The sequence below is a fragment of the Pseudoalteromonas rubra genome, assembly GCF_005887095.1.
In the GTDB taxonomy this organism is placed as follows: Bacteria; Pseudomonadota; Gammaproteobacteria; order Enterobacterales; family Alteromonadaceae; genus Pseudoalteromonas; species Pseudoalteromonas rubra_E.
In genome coordinates this window covers 325,928-347,266 of the sequence record NZ_PNCI01000008.1, presented here as the reverse complement: position 1 = coordinate 347,266, position 21,339 = coordinate 325,928, and the positions used below count along the sequence as shown (strand labels likewise).

The following is a 21,339-nucleotide window of genomic DNA, read 5'->3' as shown; positions in this document are numbered from 1 at the left end:
AGGGGTTCTCTTAATTCCAGGATAAAATCTGTTCGTTGGCGGCGCTCAGAGCCGCATTATTGGTTAGTTCCAGGTGCGTCAGAGGCGGCCTGAGGTGAGGCGTTGCCAGATTACCTTGCAGGTGCATGAGCGTTTTTACCGGGATGGGGTTTGCAACGGCAAACAGGCTACTGATGGCGTCGGCCCAGATGGTAAATAGGTTTGGGCTGGTGCCACTGAGTGCTCGGCGCACAAACTCGGCGGTTTGAACTGGCCAGGCGTTGGCTGCCACAGAAACCAAACCGGCGGCACCGGCCTGGGCAAAGTAGGGAAGCAAAGCATCGTCACCGCTGTATATCGCCAGTTTCGGCAGTGCGCGGCGGAAAGATTCAAACGTCGCAATGTCACCACTGGCTTCTTTGAGTGCCCACAAATTGTCATGATGTGCCAGGTTGGTCAGCACTTCAGGGGCAATGGCAACAGCACTGCGACCGGGCACATTGTATAACATGCATGGCAGAGAAGTGGCGCTGAGCAAGGCGTCGAACCACTGAGTCTGACCAACGACACCGGGTTTGGCATAGAGCGGGGAGCCCAGTAGCAGCGCATCAATGTTTTGTGTATTGCAAAACTCAACCCATTCCAGCTGGGCTGACAGATTAATACCGCCAACCGCAACCATAATGGGTACGGAAGGCTTCAATGCACAAACAAACTCAACGATTTTGTGTTGTTCAGCAAGGGTCAGGGCCAATCCTTCTCCGGTGCTACCCAACAGCAAAATGCCATTGTTTGCTTCTACTTGCTGAGCGACGAGTTGCTCTAAGCTGTGATAATCGACCTGATCGCACGCATCAAAGGGCGTAACTAAGGCGGTCCATAACGGGTAGTCAGATAACTGGTCAGATAACAAAGTGTGTGATTTCATCTCTACCGAACTTCTTGCTGGTCCGGTAGTCAGGGAAGTGTCCTGCTCCGAACCGTTTAAAATTCGAAGAGCAATGGACTTAAAAAGAATAGGCCGCTGGCCATATTGTTTCTAAGACCAGAAGCTCTCCACCAAATGTGTTGGTGACAGTCGCTGGGATTCAGCCCAGTCGCCCGAAACTCTGTGCAAGCAAAATACAGTGTTTCTCGGCGTTAATTCCCCTCTTTGAGTTTCCCGGGAGTTTGCTCTCCTCCACTCAAATACCTGAATAACGCACCTCTTCCAGCCCTAAGACACCCACACATTTTTGTATGCATGGCCGTCTGGATAAAATAGGGTACGGGCGCATTGAAACATTTTGGCCGTCTGGGTGTCAAGTCGCCGTCGGCAAAAGTTTGAAATTTAATCTAAACTGGGAATGAGTCAGAAGCCAGGACGAATCGGCTGGTAAATGGAGGGATAATTTGAACAATCTGGTTACACGCTATCGCCTGAAATACCTGGTGGCTCTGGTGATTATGTTGCTGTTGCTGACCATGACAACTAGCTTGACCTTGTATTTACTGGACCAGCAAAAGCAGGCTGCCAGAGTGATTAATGTGGCGGGCATGCAGCGTATGCTCTCGCAAAAGGCAGCATTGCATTTGGAATATGTGATCATTATGCGCGAGCGTAATGTCGCAGCAGACCGTCAGGCTCTGAGCAACGCGCTGCAACTGCTGCGAAGTAACCACACCTTTTTGACCAAGCGTGATGGCGACGGTTACCTGCATCTGAGTACCGAACTGCATGCCTGGTATTTTGAGCAGCCGGGGGATTTACACAACCAGTTAGAGCAGTATTTATCTCTGCTCTCAAGCACCGCTGAGCAACCGAGCCTGGACCAGATCCAGGAGATACATACCCGCTCTCAATTGCTACTACAAGATTTAGATCATGCTGTGCTGTTGTTCGAACAGTCAGCCAATCAGAAGATCGAGAAATTAAGGAATCTGCAGTTACTGATGTGGTTGGTAGGGTTGGTGTTGCTTATTGCTGAGATCAAGTGGATCTTTTTTCCTATGGAGCGCAGTATTGCCAGCGCAATTGAGCGCTTACAGCAAACGCGTTTGAAAGCAGAACATGCCAACCAAAGCCGCGCGATGTTTCTTGCTCGCGCCAGCCATGAATTACGCACGCCTTTGCAGGCGGTATTGGGTTATTTACATTTATACCAGGAATCTCAGCGTGAGGGCTATCTGGCGCAGGCCAACAAGGCGGCACAGCAGCTGAAAGCCCTGATTGCCTCTGTGGAAGACTACAATAGATTGTCTGATGAGCAACAACCTGAACTCAATTTTCACCCGGCGCGCTTAACTGATACGCTGGGGCAATCCATCGCTACTTATCGTCTGCTAGCAAAAGAAAAAGGCTTAGGCTTTAGCTACCATTTTAGCAGCCATACCGAGAAAATTTTTGAATGTGATCACGAACGTTTGAGCTGGGTTATTGGGCAGTTGCTCGATAACGCGGTGAAATTTACCGATCAGGGAGTCGTGACTTTGTCTGCGTGGGTTGAGCAGGCCAACCCTGAAGAGGACGAGTTAAATTGGCGTTTTTATTGTGAGGTAGAAGACAGCGGCCCTGGCTTTAACATGGCGCATGTGAATGCGCCCCCTACAGAAAACAACTCGGACAGGCACCACTTTCAGGGCTTACAATTGGGGCTGGCACGCTGCAATTTACTGTTGGCAATTATGTCTGGTGAGTTGTCGTTCGTTGCCCGCCGGCCGCATGGTACTAAAGCGTCATTGAGTGTACCTCTGAAACGTCTCCCTGAGCCGGATCAGATGAACGGCATTACCCGCTGCAAAGTGCTACTGGTTGAAGACGATTTGCTGAATGCAAAAATCATCGAAAAAATGCTTGAAAACCTGGAGTTAACCAGTATCCATGCCAGCCATGGTGGGCAGGCTATTGAGGTCCTGGCCCATCAGTCTTTTGACGTCATTCTGATGGATCTGAATATGCCGATCATGGATGGATTTAAAGCAATCAAAGAGATCCGTCAGACGCTGGCGCTGTCGACACCGATTTTGGTGCTGACGGCCAATACGTCTGAGCAGGCAATTAAATCGGCCATGCAGCTTGGCGCGACCGATTATTTGTTTAAGCCAGTGGATCAAGAAGCTCTGGAGCGGGCTCTGATGAAAGTTTTGTCTGCTAACGATGCAAAGTGATATTACCAACGCCGACTTCAATATCAATGCTGTGCTCGCCTTTACCCCGGTAACGCAGCGTTTCGCCTACCATGTTGCGCTCGGTATCAACCTCTCCGGGCATGCCAGATAAGCGTGTTTTCCCTACGCCGGCATCGAATCGTACCCGGCGAAAATCGCCGACCGTAGTTTCAATATTGACATTGCCGACGCCAATTTCAACATCGGCGTCATTGTTCAAACCGAGGAGCTTGACGTTGCCTACGTCAACTTCGATATCCAGCTCCATTGATTCCGGCACCTTAACCGTCCAGCTTTGCTTTACATACTTATTGTTGATGCTCAGGCTCAGATCATCCCCTTCGCGGCGACTGTCTAATTGCACATCTGCCAATGCGTCTGGCAACCAATCTATATCGTGCTCAGCGGGCTCAAGCTCAATGGTCACATCGATCGTTTTACCTGAATGGCTTACGGTTTTGAGCTTGCCTATTGGAAACTGAATTTCCAGCTCTGAGCTGTCAGCTATGTCGAAGGAGTGGGTTAATGTGCGTGTTTCATCCGCCTGAGTTGTTGCGCTCAGTACCAGTAGTGCGGCAGTGATCAGATTGATTCTCATCCTGTTGTCCTTTGTTGATATCGTATTGATATCTGTGTGACGCACACGAATATGAAAAGGTTTAAAAGCGACTCAAAAAAGCCGCTTTTCAGGTGATTAATGGATACGCTGGACCTTGAAGCCCTGGTTTTTAAATTGGCTGATCAGGCCGTGTTTTTGGGGCAAGTGCAGTGCGCCGACAGCAATAAAGTGCGCGCTGTTGACGAGCTTGGGTATGAGCGCTTTCACCCAGGCATTGTTACGCTCAATAAGCATGACTTGCTCTGCCTGCTGACCATATTCGGTGTCATCAAAACTCATATCATAAAATACATTAAGCTGTTGATAGTCGCCTTGTTTCCAGGCTGTGAGCATCTTAGTGAAATAGCGGTCAAAGTCTTTAACCTGCTTGAGTGTGTCGACTATCATGGCGTCACTTTGCGTGCCTAAAGCCGTGAATATGGTGAGCTGTTGTTCCAGGCTTTCTAATTCCATAATCGGCTTGTTGAGCTGAGTGGCGTACTCTATGACTTGCCCGTCAATGCCAAACTCTTCACCGAACCCTGCTTTGGTGTATTCCAGCTGCAAAATAGTGAGCATCACAAACCAGGGTTGATAATGACTGAACAGCTCTATCTTAATATCACGTGCTGACAAGTACTGTTTAACTTGCTGGTAGGTTGTGCTTGTCAGAGTGGTTTTTAGTGTTTGTCCTTGCTCAAGCAGCATAAATGGCAAGGTTCTGCGTTGCTGCTCTGCCGTGCTGATGGCTTTGGTATTGAGTTCTACCACTACCGTTTGGCTATTTGCTATGGCGGTTTTGAGGCGTTGGTCTAACCCTTCCATAGACGCGTCACCAACATGAACGGTACCGAATAAATATGAGGTAACGCCGTTTTTTTCCACACTCCACAGGGCTGGTTTGGCTGTGACGGGGTGATTCAGTAGTGAGACTACAAGCACAAAGAACAACAGGGTCAGGCGAGTAAAGTGGGGCATGATCCCCTCCGAATTCGATAAAAGTGGGTACATCATAATCAATTCCCGGAGTAAATCATAAAAATTTAATGTTGTGGCGCGTAAGGATGAATCGTGTGAGAAAAAATACTCTCTTTGGTTTTAAGGTAGGGTGAGTTTTTAAAATGGTATTTTTTATTCATTTAACTTGATTTTTTTAGATTTATTTTTAAAAACACATCTTCAATGCTTGTTAATTAGCATAGTTTTGAGGGTTGACTTGTTAGCCGCTTGCGGGTTACTAATAAAAAAAGAGCACACAGGAGCGCTTCGAGCGCGTGCAATGTATTCGGTTTTATTTAAAGAGCAGTGACATGATGAAAACAGTTTCTCTACTAGTCGTGATTATCAACGTGGTGATTATTATTACCGCGGGGGCTGGTTAGTGCTGTTTAAAAAGTATTAGCAAAAAGCCCCCCGCACTGAGAAGTTCGGGGGGCTTTTTCGTTTTAGGGCCAAATTCAAAGACAAAGGGCAATGGGCAAAACAATGACAGGCGCACAATTGGTAATAGACATGTTGGTAAAACAAGGGGTGAGTTCAGTATTCGGGTATCCGGGTGGAGCCATCATGCCGATTTACGACGCGCTATACGGTGCGCCGCTGAAGCATTATTTGACTCGCCATGAGCAAGGCGCCGGGTTTGCAGCGGTTGGCTATGCCAGAAGCACAGGTAAGCTGGGCGTGTGTTTTGCGACATCTGGCCCTGGTGCAACTAACCTGGTGACAGCACTGGCCGATGCAATGATGGACTCAGTGCCCTTGCTCGCGATCACCGGACAAGTTCCTACCGCGGCGATTGGCTCAGATGCTTTTCAGGAAGTCGATGTTTTGGGCATGTCGTTGTCCTGCACTAAGCACAGTTTCATGGTTGAACGTGGTGAGGATTTGGCAGAAGTGTTGCAGGAGGCCATGCATATTGCACAGTCAGGTCGTCCAGGCCCGGTGTTGGTGGATATTCCGAAAGACATTCAGCAGGCTCAGGTTCCGGTGACTGGCTGGCAAGCAGAGGCGTATCAGCCAACGCCATTGTCGAGTTTTGAGCTGGACAAAGCTAATGCGCTATTGGCGCAGGCGAAAAAGCCGGTGGCTTATGTCGGTGGCGGTGTCCACAGTGCAGATGCACAAGCCGAGTTGATGGCCTTTTTGCAACGCACACAGATGCCAGCGGTGTCGACACTCAAAGCACTGGGCAGCGTAAAGCCCGACTATGCATATGATCTGGGGATGCTGGGTATGCATGGTGGCCAGGCTGCGAACCTGGCGGTGCAGGAGTGTGATTTGCTGGTATGTATCGGTGCGCGCTTTGACGACCGGGTAACGGGCAACCTGGCTAAATTTGCCGCCGCCGCCAAAGTGATCCACCTGGACATCGACCCGGCTGAAGTGGGCAAGCGTAAACCGGCTGCGGCTTCATTGATCGCGGACCTAAAAGTCTCCCTACCTTTACTACAGGGCGAGCTTGCACCGGCACCCTGGCGTGCGCACATCAGCGCGCTGGCCGAACAGCACGCATGGCGTTACGACTACCCCGGCGACAAAGTGTTCGCCCCTTATCTGCTAAACCGTTTGAGTCGCTTGATGCCGGATACGGGGGTGGTGTGTTGCGATGTGGGCCAACACCAGATGTGGGTGGCACAACATATGCGCTTCAGTCATCCAAGTAATCACCTGAGCAGTGGCGGCGCAGGCACTATGGGATTCGGTTTACCGGCTGCCATCGGTGCTCAGGTTGCCCGGCCTGACGACATGGTGATCACGGTATCCGGGGATGGCTCGATCATGATGAATATTCAGGAGCTGGCCACCATAAGACGCAACAACTTGCCAGTTAAAATTGTCATTCTCGATAACCAGCGTCTGGGCATGGTACGCCAGTGGCAACAGCTCTTTTTTGATGGCCGCTACAGTGAGACCAACTTGTCAGATAACCCAGATTTTGTGCAGCTGGCGGCGGTGTTCGGTATACCGGGGCAGACCATCACTCGTGCGGATGAAGTTGATGGTGCGGTCGATGCGCTACTGGCTTCAAAGGGCCCCTATATATTGCATGCCTGCATCGATGATAAAGAAAATGTCTGGCCATTAGTACCGCCGGGCGCGGCAAACCATGAAATGCTGACGCAATCGCAACAGCAAAATTAACTTTACTGATTTCCTTTGACGGAGCGAACACCATGAAACATCAACTCACCGTAGCGGTAAACAACCAGGCCATCGCCGTCGAGCGTTTTTTGCGCGTCGCCCGTCATCGCGGGTTTCGCCTGACCCAATTAGAGCTGCAGGGTCACGAAGAGTTATTTCACGTCAAAATGACGGTAGATAGTGACAAACCCATCTATCTATTGACGTCACAATTAAATAAGCTGGTTGAAGTGCAGTCAGTCGATCTGCACACACTACAGCAGGCAATATAATAAATAAGGTTTTAAGTAATGACACAAACTTCACAATACATTTGGCACAACGGCGAATTGATCCCTTATGAGCAAGCAACGACGCATGTGCTCAGTCATGCCATTCATTATGGAAGCTCCGTATTTGAAGGGATCCGCGCGTATGATACGCCTAAGGGTCCGGCGATATTCCGTCTCAAGGATCATATTCAGCGTTTATTTGACTCTGCGAAAATTTACCGTATGGAGATCCCATATACGCAAGAGGAAATCATGCAGGCGTGTAAAGATGCGGTCAAAGAGAATGGGTTTACCAATGCGTATTTGCGTCCGTTTGCCTTTTTAGGCCACGTTGGTCTGGGCGTCCACCCTAAATCACACCGCGCGGAAGTGACCGTTGCGGCAATGGAGTGGGGCGCTTATCTGGGGGAAGGAAGCCTTGAAGCAGGCGTAGATGCGTGTGTGTCTTCATGGCAACGACTTGCGCCGAATACTATGCCAACCGCAGCCAAAGCAGGCGGTAACTATTTGTCTTCCCAGCTGATAACGGCAGAAGCTAAGCGTCACGGCTATGTTGAAGGTATCGCACTGGATGTCAACGGCTATCTGAGTGAAGGCGCCGGTGAGAACCTGTTTGTGGTGAGAAAAGGCATTATCTTCACGCCTCCCGCAACGGCCAGCATCTTACCTGGGTTAACGCGCGATACCATTATGCATCTGGCAAAAGCTCGGGGTTATGAGGTCAGAGAAGAGCCAATCGCCCGTGAAGGTCTGTATCTGGCGGATGAGTTCTTTATGGTAGGCACCGCAGCTGAAGTCGTGCCAGTTCGGAGCGTTGACCAAATTCAGGTCGGTGATGGTAAACGTGGGCCGATCACGGCTGAGTTACAGCAGGCGTACTTTGATCTGGTGAAAGGGCAAAGTGACGATCCGCAAGGCTGGCTGGACTACGTAAACCAATAAGCTCAGGCACTGTTACTAAATACACGCCGGACTGACTGGTCCGGTATACATTTTTTGGAATGAGGAAAGCCGTTGCCAGCCAGGCAGCGCAAACTGGATAAGGGGTCAACATGGCAAAGTTACGCAGCAAAACAACCACTGAAGGCAGACAACAGGCAGGCGCTCGCGCACTATGGCGCGCCACTGGCATGACCGACAGTGATTTTCATAAGCCCATCGTGGCAGTGGTGAACTCGTATACCCAGTTTGTGCCCGGGCACGTGCACCTAAATCAACTCAGCGAGCTGATGGCCGACGCCATCCGGGACGCCGGCGGTGTGCCACGTGAATTTAACACCATTGCCATTGATGATGGCATTGCGATGGGTCACGGTGGCATGTTGTATTCTTTGCCTTCGCGGGATCTCATCGCCGATTCAGTAGAATATATGGTTAACGCTCACTGTGCCGATGCCATGGTGTGTATTTCAAACTGCGACAAAATCACCCCGGGCATGCTGCTGGCGGCACTGCGGCTGAATATCCCGGTGATCTTTGTCTCAGGTGGTCCGATGGAAGCGGGCAAAACACGCCTCGCCGACATCGACATTAAACTCGACCTGGTTGATGCTATGGTCAAAGGCGCCGACCCCAGTGTCAGCGACGAAGACTCAGACAAAGTGGAGCGTTCAGCCTGCCCAACTTGTGGCTCCTGCTCAGGCATGTTTACCGCCAACTCCATGAACTGTTTATTAGAAGCCTTGGGGCTGGCATTACCAGGCAACGGCACTACCCTGGCTACCCATGCCGATCGTCGCTTCTTGTATGAAGGGGCTGCAAAACGCATCATGGCGTTGTGCGAAGACTATTATGGCAAAGACAATGAAGCAGCCTTACCGCGTAACATTGCCAACCAGGCCGCCTTTACCAATGCCATGACCCTGGATATTGCCATGGGCGGCTCGTCTAATACTGTACTGCACTTGCTCGCTGCGGCCATCGAAGGTGGGGTTGAATTCGACATGGCCGACATCGACCGCTTGTCTCGTACCACGCCTTTCTTATGTAAAGTGGCACCGGCAACCCAGCAATATCACATTGAAGACGTCCACCGGGCTGGTGGCATTATGGCTATCCTCAATGAACTGGCCAAAGCCGATAAACTCGACCTGGCGGTGGGGCATGTGGCAGGTGGCACTCTTGGTGAGGTGATCAAACGCTGGGATGCCACGGATCCGAATAATGAGCGCGCGCAAACTTTCTATCGTGCAGGTCCCGCAGGCGTGCGTACTACACAGGCGATGAGCCAGGAATGTCGCTGGGACGAGCTGGATCTGGACCGCGAGGGCGGCTGTATTCGCAGTGTTGAACACGCGTTTCGTCAGGATGGGGGGCTGGCGGTACTGACCGGCAACCTGGCGCTGGATGGCTGTATCGTGAAAAGTGCCGGGGTCGATGATGACATGCTGTGCTTTGAAGGTCCGGCGGTGGTGTTTGAATCTCAGGATGATGCCGTAGAGGGGATCCTTGGTGGCAAGGTGAAAAAGGGCGATGTAGTGGTGATCCGTTACGAAGGGCCCAAAGGCGGCCCGGGTATGCAGGAAATGCTCTATCCGACCAGCTACCTCAAATCCATGGGGCTGGATAAAGACTGTGCCTTGTTAACCGATGGCCGCTTCTCTGGTGGCACGTCTGGTCTGTCGATTGGCCATGCCTCACCAGAGGCCGCAAGCGGTGGTGCGCTGGCATTGGTGGAAAACGGCGATATGATCCGCATTGATATTCCTACGCGCAGCATTGATGTATTACTGGATGAACAGCAGCTGCAAGCACGTAAAGAGCTGCAAGACGCCCGCGGTAAAATGGCTTATAAGCCGTTGGACCGTCAGCGTTATGTGAGTCCAGCACTGAAAGCCTATGCTCTGCTGGCGACCAGCGCAGACAAAGGCGCGGTACGCGATTTTGAGAAGCTGGAGGCATTGAGTTAATCATGGTGGCAAAAGAGCTCGATTACTTTCGTGCTGTAGTGCAGGCCAATGTCTCGCCACTGGTCCGGGAAACCGAGGTCAGTGAGCTGAGCGGGCTTTCCGCCCGGCTCGGACATCAGATCTGGCTCAAGCGCGAAGATCAACAACCGGTTTATTCGTTTAAATTACGTGGTGCCTATCACAAGCTGAGCAAGCTGCCCGCAAACAGTCTGGTCGTGACGGCCTCCGCTGGCAATCATGCTCAGGGGGTGGCGTTGAGCGCTGCACATCTGAGTCATCGTGCCATCATAGTGATGCCGGTGACGACACCTGAGATCAAAGTCAACGCGGTGCGTAATCAGGGGGGAGAAGTGGTTTTGCATGGTCATCATTTTGATGCTGCGCAGGAGTACGCCCAATCTTTATGTAAATCAGAAGGTGGTGTGTTTGTCCCACCATTTGATGATAAAGACGTGATCATCGGCCAGGGGACCGTTGCACGAGAGTTGATGCAACAGCTGCATCAGTTGGATGTGGTATTTATACCCGTTGGAGGCGGAGGCTTACTGGCCGGAATGGCCGTGTACATTAAATCATTGCGTCCCGAGATCCGCGTGGTGGGCGTTGAAGCTGAAGAAAGTGCCTGTCTGAAAGCGGCACTGGAAGCCGGGCATCCGGTTGAACTGGCACGCGTTGGCAGCTTTGCCGATGGTGTTGCGGTAAAGCTCATTGGCAGTGAAACCTTTCGCCTTGCCGAGCAATACTGTGATGAGGTTGTCACTGTGAGTGCGGATGAGATCTGTGCAGCAGTGCAGGATATTTTTGTTGAAACCCGGGCCATTGCAGAGCCTTCCGGCGCACTGGCCACTGCGGGTTTAAAAAAATGGTGCCAGAGCAGCGATGAACATGGTTTAACCTTGGCCTCTGTATTGTCTGGTGCCAACCTCAATTTTGACCGTTTAAGATATATTGCCGAGCGTACGGCGCTGGGTGCACGCAGCGAGGCGTTACTGGGGGTGACCATAGAAGAATCTAAAGGCAGCTTTAAACGCTTTTGTCATGCCCTGTCGGGTCGTGCGATCACTGAGTTTAACTATCGATATGCCGGTGGCGAAACGGCCCAGATATTTGCGGGTGTCGGATTACGTGGCGGCGAGCAGGAACTTCAGGAGCTCAAAACCAGCCTCAGAGATGCCAATTATCAGTTTACGGACTTGTCTGATAACGAGCTGGCGAAGCTGCATATTCGTTATATGGTGGGGGGGAAACCGCCCGTGGCCCTGAGCGAACGGTTGTTTCGATTTGAGTTTCCTGAATATCCCGGTGCACTGGCGCGCTTTTTAGATACCCTTGGCAGCAACTGGAACATCACGTTATTCCACTATCGTAACCATGGTGCAGCGCAGGGTAATGTACTGGCGGCGTTTGAACTGGGGGCGCAGGACAGTGTGCGCTTTGACGAGCATCTGCAGCGTTTGGGTTACCAGTATCAGGAAGAAACGAATAACCCGTGTTTCAAACAGTATCTTCAGCACGATATCCCACAGGCAGAGCGTCGCGTCAGCTAGCTTTGCAATCCGTCCGGTGCCTTCTATAGTTGTAACAAGGCAGGCTCCGGGCACATATCATAATGAGTTATACCCCTTTGGTGTTGGCAGTCGTGCTGCTGTGGTGTGATATGCTCGCTGCACTGGAAGACGTGACACTACAACTTAAATGGACCCATCAGTTCCAGTTTGCTGGCTACTATATGGCAGAAAAAAAAGGCTTTTACCGCCAGCAGGGACTGAATGTCAAAATTGTCGCAGCCGATCCGGATAACCCGGACGAGCAATTTAAAGTCTTGTCGGGGCAGGCACAGTTCGGTGTGACACACTCAGGCATTTTGCAGCAGCGCCTGAGAGGCAAGCCTTTGGTTGCGCTGGCAGCGATTTTTCAGTCTTCTCCCTATTGCTGGATGGTCCGCGCCGAGAGCGACATTTATGTGCCTAAAGATTTTGCGGGAAAGAAGATCAGTCATTTGGGCAGGGTAGAGGGCGCTGAACTGGTTGTGATGCTCGAACGCGCCGGGATTGACGTGACCCAGTTACCACTCTATGCCGGGTTAGAGCCCATAAAAGATTTTATTGCCGGGCATTTTGATGCCTTGCAGGTTTATATTTCAAATGAGCCCTATAAACTTGCGCAGCAAGGCGTGGCGACGCGGCAGATCTGCCCAAAACACTTTGGTCTGAATGTGTATGCCGATATCTTGTTTACCTCTGAAGATGTGCTGAACTACCGACCTGACACCGTGGCGCGTTTTCGCCGGGCATCTTTGCAGGGCTGGCGCTACGCCATGAGTAACCCGGACGAGGCACTTGCAGTGACACACGCTGAGTATGCGACGGCTAAGAGCATTGAAGCTTTGGCTGATGAAGCAGACAAACTGATGCCTTTTTTTAAAGCCCCCGGGATTGCTCTGGGCGCAATGTCGCAGGCACGCTGGTTGTGGATTGCTCAGCTTTACCGGCTCGATCTTGCCCACTTTCACGAGCAAAAACAAAAGTTTATTTATACTGAACCGGATCAGGAAGAAACCAGCTGGTCGTGGATGTTGACCTTAGCGGTGATAGTGGCAGTGATTTGTGTGCCCATGTACATACACCTCATTTTTTTCCGCCACCGACGCTTTACCTTAAAATGACTGTCAGTGCTTTGCGAGCGGGGCATGAACGCATACAATGAGCGCCCTTTGTTTCGTTCGGTGCCGGTGATTTGTATGCGCAGTTCTTTTCATTCTCAGTTTATAGCCCTGGATGCTCTGCTTGCGGACACCCGTCAGTACTGGCAGTTGCTGGCCTTCGATCATACCGATATTCCCTGGCCTGAACTCAAAAGTACGTTGCTGTCGCTGGATGATGAAGAAGTGACGGCACTGGACCACGAGCCGGCAGCGTTGCTGTCGTTTCTTGCACCGCACATTTCTGAACTGTCAAAGTTACCAACACTGACGGCACTGACACTGGAACCTGCGACTCGGCCAGAGTTTCCCTTCTGGCTTAGCAATGGCATTAAAGGTCGTAAGCTGACTCAGTTACAAGACTTTGTCGGTCAGATAGTTCAGACAAAATTACCTGTCCTTGAATGGTGTGCAGGGAAAGGCCATCTTGGCCGCCTGCTGGCTTATCAAGGAGCTGTCCATGTTGACAGCGTGGAGTTGCAGGCTGCTTTGTGTCAGCAGGGACAACACAGTGCACAACAACAAGGCCTGGCCATGACGTTTCATTGTGCCGACGTGCTTAAAGATCCCATCGCGCATTATTTTAAACCACAACAACAGGCGGTTGCGCTGCATGCGTGTGGTCGTCTGCATCAAACTTTTATGGCACAGGCCAGCGCCGCAGGGTGTGAGCAGATCAGCCTGTCGCCCTGTTGTTATCATCTGTTTACTGAACCTACCTATCAAGCGATGAGCGATGCTGCCACACAGAGCACGCTCAGTTTGTCACACAGTGATATGAAGCTGGCACTGCAGGAAACGGTTACCGCGCCGGGCCGGGTGGCTAAGGTACGCAAGCGGGAAGTGCAGTGGCGACTGGCCTTTGATGCACTGCGTCGTGATGTAACAGGTGATACTCAATATCTGAGTGTGCCCTCTGTGAATAAGGCGATTTTTTCCGGGTCGTTTGTTGATTTCTGTCACTGGGCGGCAGAACAAAAACAGCTAGACTTACCGGCACACTTTGATGCTGACCATTACCTGGCGCAAGGGCGGGCACGTCAGCGCATCACAGAGCGTATCGAGCTGGTACGCCACGCCTTTCGCCGCGCGATAGAAGTGTGGCTGGTGCTCGACAGGGTATTATATCTTGAGCAAGCTGGGTATGATGTCAGCCTCTCAGAGTTTTGTCATAAATCACTGACACCAAGAAACATCTTAATTCAGGCTACGCGGTGTCAGTCAGCAGAATAAGGAAAAGCCATGTGTCAGTCTGACAGCCAGCTGCAACACTTGCTCAACAACAATCGCCAGTGGGCGAAACAGACTCAGACCAATAACCCGGAGTTTTTTGCCAAGCTGTCGATGCAGCAGAATCCTAATTATTTGTGGATCGGCTGCTCCGACTCTCGGGTACCGGCCAATCAGATTGTCGACTTAATGCCGGGAGATTTATTTGTTCACCGCAATGTGGCCAATGTGGTGGTCCATACCGACCATAATTGCTTATCTGTGATGCAGTATGCCATCGAGGTGCTTAAAGTCGAGCATGTGCTGATTGTGGGGCACTATGGCTGTGGCGGTGTTCGCGCTGCGCTGGAAGATGCGCGTTTAGGCTTGATCGATAACTGGCTGCGCCATGTCGGTGATGTCAAAGAAATGCATCAGGCGATGCTCAATGAGATCCATCCTGATCAGCGTTGCGATGCCCTGTGTGAGCTCAATGTGATCGAACAGGTGCGCAATGTGTGTCGAACCAATGTGGTACAAGATGCCTGGGCACGAGGGCAGAAACTAACCATTCATGGCTGGGTGTATGGCCTGGCAGATGGACTGCTGAAGGAGCTCAATACGCAGATTGAGTATGAAGAGCAACTGGCAGCGCACTACGAGCGGGCCCTGGTAGACCTTGCTAAGCGATACCAGCTGTAGATATTACTGCTCTGGCTGGTCGTTATTCTGAGTAGCCAGTTTTGCTTCCAGTTCAGCCACTTTGGCTTCCAGCTCTGTCAGCTTTTCACGGGTCTTGATCAGCACTTTACTCTGAATATCAAATTCTTCACGACTGACAAAATCCATTTCTGCCAATTTATTTTGAATGGCTTGTTTGGTTTTGCTTTCAAAGGTATCTGCCAGATTTTTCACACCTTGTGGCATGTTACTGGAGATCTGCTTGGCGATTTCTTCAATTTTTGCTGGGTTGATCATGGGCTGGCCTCTAAGCTTGATTATTGTCTCTATCTTACCTAAAGCGGTCACCGGTTAAAAGCGCTTGGGATCCACTTGAGCATTACGGTAAACTTAGCAGCTTATTGACTAAAGGTGATCACAGATTATGAAACTGAACCCGAAACAAGACGAAGCCGTTAAGTATATCAGCGGACCCTGTCTGGTACTGGCCGGTGCCGGCTCTGGTAAAACCCGGGTGATCACCAATAAAATTGCCTATCTGGTGCAAAAATGTGAGTACAAAGCGCGTAATATTGCGGCGGTGACCTTTACCAACAAGGCCGCCAAAGAGATGCGTGAGCGGGTCTCGCAGACACTGGGTAAACAAGAAGCCAAAGGGCTATGGGTTTCCACTTTCCACACATTGGGGCTGGAGATCATCAAAAAAGAGGTGAAAACATTAGGTTACAAGCCTGGTTTTTCCTTGTTTGACGATCAGGATACGCATCAGTTACTGGCTGAACTGACCGAAAAAGAGCTGGATCGCGACAAAGATCTGCTCAACCTGCTGAAAATGCAAATTGGTAACTGGAAAAATGAACTGATCCAGCCTGAACGGGCCATCCGTGAAGCCGGTGAGGCACAAAAAGCGCTGTTTGCCCAGCTTTATGCGCGTTATCAGACCCAGCTCAGGGCTTATAACGCGCTGGACTTTGACGATCTGATCATGATCCCAACCTTGTTATTAAACAGCTCAGTTGAAGTGCGCGAGCGCTGGCAGGCGCGTTTTCGCTACCTGCTGGTGGATGAATATCAGGATACCAACACCAGTCAGTATCAGCTGGTAAAATTGTTGGTGGGCGAACGTGCTCGCTTTACCGTGGTAGGGGATGACGACCAGTCCATCTATTCTTGGCGTGGCGCAAAGCCACAAAATCTGGTGCTGCTGAGCAAAGATTTTCCGGGGCTGCGCCTGATTAAGCTGGAACAAAACTATCGCAGTGCCGGGCGGATCCTGAAAGCGGCGAATATTCTGATCGCCAATAACCCCCATGAGTTCGACAAAAAACTATTCAGTGAGCTGGGATATGGCGATCCACTGCGGCTGATCCCAACCCGCGATGAAGAGCATGAAGCCGAGCGGGTGGTGGCGGAGATCATTTCTCATAAGTTTATGAAGCGCACCAGTTACAAAGACTACGCCATTTTGTATCGGGGTAACCATCAGGCGCGGGTATTCGAAAAAGCCCTGATGGCCAACCGCATTCCGTATAAGATCAGCGGTGGTATGTCGTTTTTTGCCCGCAGTGAAATAAAAGACATCATGGCGTACTTGCGGCTGCTGGTGAATCAGGACGACGACAATGCCTTCTTGCGGATTGTAAACACCCCGCGCCGTGAGATCGGGCCGGTGACGCTGGAGAAGCTGGGGAGTCTGGCCAATGATAAACACATCAGTTTATTTGCTGCCTGTTTTGAACCTGAGCTGCCGCAGCGCCTCAGTGGCCGTGGTCTGAACGCCCTGATGGGGTTCGCCCGCTGGGTGGTGGAGCTGAGCGACAGGGCCACCCGTGGAGGTACCCTGGAAGCTGTCAAGGACATGGTGCGAGAGATCAATTACGAAGCCTATCTGTATGAATCCTCGCCCAGTGCCAAAGCCGCCGAAATGCGCATGAAGAACGTGTCTGAACTGTATCGCTGGATCAGCGACATGCTTACGGGCGATGCCGACAACCCACCCATGACCTTGCCTGAGGTGGTCAGTAAGCTAACTTTACGAGACATGCTGGAGCGTAACGAAGAGGAAGACGACAGCGATGCAGTGCAACTGTTGACCTTACATGCCTCGAAAGGACTGGAATATCCGCACGTCTTTATGGTGGGAATGGAAGAAGGCTTATTGCCACACCAGACCAGTATTGACGAGGACAATGTTGAGGAAGAGCGTCGTCTGGCCTATGTAGGCGTAACCCGTGCTCAGCAGACGTTGACCATGACCTATGCCAGGAGCCGGCGTCAGTTCGGTGAGCAGATCACTCCGGAGCTTAGTCGTTTTGTGCAGGAAATGCCGCAGGATGACATTCAAAGTGAGGGTAAAAAGCCCGTGCAGTCACAGGCCGAGCGTATGGAGAAAGGTCAGGCCCGGGTAGCAAATCTACGGGCCATGCTAAAGCGTTAAAGCGGCAGCGACTCGTGAGCGGAACACGTGTCGCTCTGGTTCGACCCAGTTAAGCTCTGCTGTTTACCAAAAAATAAGCTGAGCCCATGACGTTCCAGCAGACTTCTGAAGTTCAGGATCGCCGGGCCTTTAGCAATAACCTGAATCGCTTTCAGCGCGGTGACGGCCAGGATCCCTTGTAGCTGCACATCATAGCTATTTTGCTGTAAAACGCGTTTACTGAACGTTGAACTGAGTAGCAGGTATTTAAAATCAATATGACTGACCAGCGCCAGATCGCAGCGATCTTTGGCAAAGTCATTGAGACCAACCGCAACGCCCTGGCTACACAACTCCTTGAGGTTTTCGAGCTGCATACTCGAGGCATAGCGGATCTCATTCTCATCGAACAATAAGCATAAGTTGCTGGCTCTGGGGATCAGAAGTTGTTTCAGTTCACCAAATGTGGTGCTTTCCAAAATGGCACAGGAGCAGGCAAATAACACATCGATGTCACTGCTTTTGGCAATACTGCTGGCCTGATCAAGCGCCTGAGTGAGTAACTGCATTTCGATTTTTAGTTGCTCATCTTTAGCGGCGGCAAACTTCTTCAGGATATCGAAGCTGGTACTGCCCAGTACAGGGTGTTCACCAAACGCTTCCAGCATGACGATTTGCTGACCGTGACTGGTCATACTAACGATTTCGGTACTGCGGAAATGAACTGGCAATGCACTGAGATGGTGATACTCGGTTTGTTTGCTTTGCGTGCTGGCTGCACTGAGCAGCGGATGATAAAACTCGTATCGTCCCCGGCCTGCATTTTTGGCATAGTACATGGCCGCATCTGCATCACGGATGATTTCATCGGTATTCTTGTAATCTTTGTTGCTATAGGTAATACCAATACTGGCGCCACTTTGCATGCATACGCCCTTCATACAAAACGGCTGCTGCATTACTCTGATCAGGCGCTTAGCAACGTCTTCGGCCTGTTGGCGATCGCTCAGGTGATCCAGCAGGATCACGAATTCATCTCCCGCCAGTCGTGCCAGTAAGTCATGTTCGCGAATACACTCGGCAAATGCTTTGCTGACCCAGATTAAAAACTGATCGCCAGCCTGGTGACCTAGTTCATCATTGATGTCTTTAAATTTATCGAGGTCGATAAATAAAACGGCAAAATTATTTTCCGGGTAACGCTGGTATTTTTGTAAGGTTTTTTCGAGCTGAGTGAGAAACAGCAGGCGATTTGGTAACGTGGTCAGCGGATCATGATGGGCATCATGATAAAGCTGCTGCTCAATTTTCTTTCTTTCCTCTATTTGCATTTGTAAATGCAAATTAGTCTGGCGCAGTTCTTTGGTTTTTTCCGCAACCCGATGCTCCAGCTCCAGGTTACTGGCCTTGAGGGCCTGATTAGCCAAATGGGTTTGTAAAACCGAGGCAATCTGATTCGAGACAAATGAAATTAATTCAACATCTTCATGATTGTATTCGTACTCATGGTTGTATGCCTGGCAGGCAATCAGCCCTATGACCCCTTTTGCCGTTTTCAGAGGAGCGCCCAGCCAACTGGTGGCTGCATTCTTTAGCTGATAGTTGTTGGGCCGTTTGACGATTTCATTGTCAATCAGAACCTGAGCGCGCTTGGTGTCGATCAGCTGACTGCGCTCAGTGGTGATCACCAGTTCACTGTAGCCATTAGCAAACGGACGAGGTTTGTAATCTGTCATCTCGTCTACGCTGTACGGGAAAGTCAGCCAGTTGGATGCTTTGTCATGCAGTGCAATAAAGAGGTTGTCAGCAAAGGTGATGGAACGCATGATCTGGTGAACTTGCTGGTAAACATCGTCTATGTCACTGAACTGGGTGGCTAACTCGGCGATCTTAAATAGGATCTGCTGTCGTTCCAGTGCCCGCTTACGTTGCTCTATTTCAGTATTAAGTGCCTCGTTACTCTGCATTAGAGCTCGGGTTCGAATTTTTACCTCAGATTCTAACAGCTCGCGCTTTTTAACGCGCTCAATTGCCGTTGCCAGATATAAAGACATGACTTCCAGCAGTTCGACTTGCTGTTCACTGTAATACTGATCCGGAGAGTAATTTTGCGAGACCATCACACCTATGATGGTTTTCTCTCTAAAAATAGGCACGCCAACCCAGTGCTCGGCCTGAGTTCCCAGTGCTTTAAACAGGCCCTGAGCGCTCATGTGCTCCATTTGTTGGCGCTTAAGATACAAGGTTTGTCGATTTTTAAAGACGTAGCCGGTAATCCCTTGGCTAAAGTGATTTGCTTCGTGCAATGGCACTGAGATGCCATCTTTCTCATCAACAAAATAAGACAGCTCCAGGCCTTGAGTGAACTGGTTCTGTAGCACGACATAAAAGCTTTTACTGGGTAGATACTGCTCTAAAATGCTGTGAATAGCGGGGTACAGCAGCGTCAACTCTGCAACCGTACTGGCCTGCTCTGATAATTGGATCAAAGCATGCTGCAAGTGCGAGTTTTGTTTGTATTTTTTCAGCAAGGACTCTAAACGGCGGTTTTTTCGAGTCAGTTTGCGAACTAAGACGCTGGGATCTTCCAATGATGAAACCAAGAGTTATTATTGTCTATTTATTGTTCTTATATTTTCATTTTTACAATGGGGGGTCAAGTGCAAAATTCTAATAACATTATGGTGATAATTGTCTTGAATTCTGCGACATGACACGCCATTAGCAGGGGGAATTAACGCCCCCCGCACGGCGATTTTTTACTTGATCATAAAATCAATCGCTGCAGCGATTTCGTCATCGCTACAATCCATACAGGTACCACGAGGAGGCATTGCATTGAAGCCATTGATCGCGTGGTCAAGTAGTACATCATTGCCTTTTGCAAGACGAGGTGCCCAGTCATCAGCTGTTTTAGGCGCGCCTAGTGCACCTGTGCCATGACAGGCAAAACAGGAAGCCTGGTACACTTGCTCACCTGAACGCGGACCAGTAGGCGCCGCGGCAGCAGTATCTTCGGCACCAGCCAGGTAGACAGAGCCCACAGGCTCAAGACGCTTTTTGATCGCTTCTTCAGTTAAAGAATTGTCGAATGGCTGTGCGATTGCCGCAGTAGATAGCAATAACAGTGCTGCTGAAAGTTTCTTCATTTACCTTGCTCACTTCAAATTGAACGTGATCTATCACGATGGATGACGGAATTAAGCCGATTATAACGTCACCAACTAATTTATAAAACGTAAACTTGAGTATAAGCGACTAAAAAATAGAATTTATTGCGTTAGGGCAAAAAATCACAGGGTTGAGAGTGAATGAATTGAATCGGTTAGTCGAATTATTGAACAATTTGACCGGGGCGGCATGGTGCCGCCCTGGTTTAGCGCTAGGCCAGCTCAAGTAGTTTTTGCACGGCTTTTTCGATACCGCTTGATGCTTCGCTAATCGAGCCTGCCAGCATATATGCTGGGGTACTGATGACTTTGTGGTTATCATCGACCACGATTTCAGACACACCGCAGGCAACGTGACTGGCACCCAGGGCCTCGACAGCCTGGGCTGTAGCCTCATCATTGCCGATGGTGGCCAGCGTGCCGGCAGGGTGGATATGACCAATAAGCGCTGGTGCAATACATAAATAAGCGATGGGTTTGCCGAGTTGATTGAAAGCCTGACAGCTTGCTTTGAGCGTCTCCAGGATACTGGATTCGGCACCTTTAAAAGCAAAGTCGGATAGGTTTTTTGCGACGCCAAAGCCACCAGGCAAGATCAATGCATCAAATGCACTGGCATCCAGTGTGGCCAGATCTGCGACTTCGCCGCGTGCAATACGCGCCGCTTCAACCCGGACATTGCGTTGCTCGTCCTGCTCTTCACCGGTGAGGTGGTTGATCACATGATGTTGTTGAACGTCCGGTGCAAAACACTGATAACTTGCACCCAGGCGTTCAAGGTGGAGCATAGTGAGTACAGATTCGTGGATCTCAGCACCGTCAAAGACGCCACAACCGCTTAAAATGATCGCTACTTGTTTCATCGGGATCTCCGTTTAAAGTCTTTGTTTTGCGATATATGCAATTTTGTCATTAAGCTAGTAATAAAAAAATATAAAGGATCTGCTTTGATCTTTGATCGTTTGTGTTAGTATACGCCTCCGCTCATGAAAAAGCGGTGAATTAATAGCCACTCAATAGCTGGCTGTAAACTGACTCCAAAGTCACTGTCCACAATCTTAGCTTAAAGCATATAAAAGAGTAAAAATAAATTTCCTTTTATATTCAGCGTTTTAC

At 50.3% G+C, this 21,339-nt stretch carries 17 protein-coding genes and 1 riboswitch; of the genes, 10 read left to right on the top strand and 7 right to left on the bottom strand.

Features of this window, described 5'->3' with window-relative positions:
* Positions 1-10 precede the first annotated feature (10 nt).
* Positions 11-907 carry a 4-hydroxy-tetrahydrodipicolinate synthase gene (gene dapA, locus CWB99_RS04895; RefSeq protein ID WP_138550848.1) on the bottom strand — a complete coding sequence of 299 codons (897 nt, stop codon included), beginning with the start codon at positions 905-907 and terminating at the stop codon, positions 11-13.
* A gap of 113 nt (positions 908-1,020) precedes the next feature.
* A riboswitch (Lysine riboswitch) is annotated at positions 1,021-1,197 on the bottom strand.
* Between the two features lie 174 nt (positions 1,198-1,371).
* Here dapA and CWB99_RS04890 point away from each other — a divergent pair.
* Positions 1,372-3,126, top strand: coding sequence for a response regulator (locus tag CWB99_RS04890; RefSeq protein ID WP_138550847.1), 1,755 nt, complete (start codon positions 1,372-1,374; stop codon positions 3,124-3,126).
* Here the strand turns inward: CWB99_RS04890 and CWB99_RS04885 are convergent.
* Together CWB99_RS04885 and CWB99_RS04880 are read right to left on the bottom strand one after the other, a co-directional pair.
* Positions 3,110-3,724, bottom strand: coding sequence for a hypothetical protein (locus CWB99_RS04885; RefSeq protein ID WP_138550846.1), 615 nt, complete (start codon positions 3,722-3,724; stop codon positions 3,110-3,112). The genes CWB99_RS04890 and CWB99_RS04885 overlap by 17 nt on opposite strands.
* Before the next feature lie 96 nt (positions 3,725-3,820).
* A complete protein-coding gene (locus CWB99_RS04880) occupies positions 3,821-4,738 on the bottom strand; it encodes a TraB/GumN family protein (protein ID WP_249331690.1) in 918 nt (305 codons plus the stop codon).
* A gap of 471 nt (positions 4,739-5,209) precedes the next feature.
* Between CWB99_RS04880 and ilvG the strand changes: the two genes are divergently transcribed.
* The 8 genes from ilvG (at position 5,210) to can (ending at position 14,658) form a co-directional block, all read left to right on the top strand.
* A complete protein-coding gene (gene ilvG, locus CWB99_RS04875; protein ID WP_138550845.1) occupies positions 5,210-6,865 on the top strand; it encodes an acetolactate synthase 2 catalytic subunit in 1,656 nt (551 codons plus the stop codon).
* Between the two features lie 32 nt (positions 6,866-6,897).
* On the top strand, positions 6,898-7,137 hold the full coding sequence (ilvM, locus tag CWB99_RS04870) for an acetolactate synthase 2 small subunit (RefSeq protein ID WP_010383772.1): 240 nt from the start codon (positions 6,898-6,900) through the stop codon (positions 7,135-7,137).
* 18 nt (positions 7,138-7,155) lie between these two features.
* Entirely contained in the window at positions 7,156-8,079 is a 924-nt protein-coding gene (locus CWB99_RS04865; protein WP_138550844.1) for a branched-chain amino acid transaminase, read from the top strand.
* 110 nt (positions 8,080-8,189) lie between these two features.
* Complete coding sequence (ilvD, locus tag CWB99_RS04860; protein WP_138550843.1) at positions 8,190-10,046, top strand: dihydroxy-acid dehydratase; 1,857 nt, start codon at positions 8,190-8,192, stop codon at positions 10,044-10,046.
* Between the two features lie 2 nt (positions 10,047-10,048).
* Entirely contained in the window at positions 10,049-11,593 is a 1,545-nt protein-coding gene (ilvA, locus tag CWB99_RS04855; protein WP_138550842.1) for a threonine ammonia-lyase, biosynthetic, read from the top strand.
* Between the two features lie 62 nt (positions 11,594-11,655).
* Entirely contained in the window at positions 11,656-12,711 is a 1,056-nt protein-coding gene (locus tag CWB99_RS04850; RefSeq protein WP_138550841.1) for an ABC transporter substrate-binding protein, read from the top strand.
* Positions 12,712-12,786: 75 nt separating this feature from the next.
* A complete protein-coding gene (locus tag CWB99_RS04845) occupies positions 12,787-13,980 on the top strand; it encodes a methyltransferase (RefSeq protein ID WP_138550885.1) in 1,194 nt (397 codons plus the stop codon).
* A gap of 9 nt (positions 13,981-13,989) precedes the next feature.
* Positions 13,990-14,658, top strand: a complete 669-nt coding sequence (gene can, locus CWB99_RS04840; protein ID WP_138545212.1) for a carbonate dehydratase — start codon at positions 13,990-13,992, stop codon at positions 14,656-14,658.
* Between the two features lie 3 nt (positions 14,659-14,661).
* Here can and ubiK read toward each other — a convergent pair whose 3' ends face one another.
* Complete coding sequence (ubiK, locus tag CWB99_RS04835) at positions 14,662-14,934, bottom strand: ubiquinone biosynthesis accessory factor UbiK (RefSeq protein WP_054014907.1); 273 nt, start codon at positions 14,932-14,934, stop codon at positions 14,662-14,664.
* Positions 14,935-15,061: 127 nt separating this feature from the next.
* On the opposite strand from ubiK, the gene rep reads away from it, so the two are divergent.
* Positions 15,062-17,074, top strand: a complete 2,013-nt coding sequence (rep, locus tag CWB99_RS04830) for a DNA helicase Rep (RefSeq protein WP_138550840.1) — start codon at positions 15,062-15,064, stop codon at positions 17,072-17,074.
* On the opposite strand, the gene CWB99_RS04825 is transcribed toward rep, so the two are convergent.
* The 3 genes from CWB99_RS04825 to elbB form a co-directional block, all read right to left on the bottom strand.
* The gene (locus CWB99_RS04825; protein ID WP_138550839.1) at positions 17,071-19,644 is read right to left on the bottom strand and encodes a bifunctional diguanylate cyclase/phosphodiesterase; all 2,574 of its coding nucleotides are present in this window, start codon (positions 19,642-19,644) and stop codon (positions 17,071-17,073) included. The genes rep and CWB99_RS04825 overlap by 4 nt on opposite strands.
* 168 nt (positions 19,645-19,812) lie before the next feature.
* Positions 19,813-20,202 carry a c-type cytochrome gene (locus tag CWB99_RS04820; protein WP_138550838.1) on the bottom strand — a complete coding sequence of 130 codons (390 nt, stop codon included), beginning with the start codon at positions 20,200-20,202 and terminating at the stop codon, positions 19,813-19,815.
* Between the two features lie 233 nt (positions 20,203-20,435).
* Positions 20,436-21,086, bottom strand: a complete 651-nt coding sequence (elbB, locus tag CWB99_RS04815; RefSeq protein ID WP_138550837.1) for an isoprenoid biosynthesis glyoxalase ElbB — start codon at positions 21,084-21,086, stop codon at positions 20,436-20,438.
* Positions 21,087-21,339 lie beyond the last annotated feature (253 nt).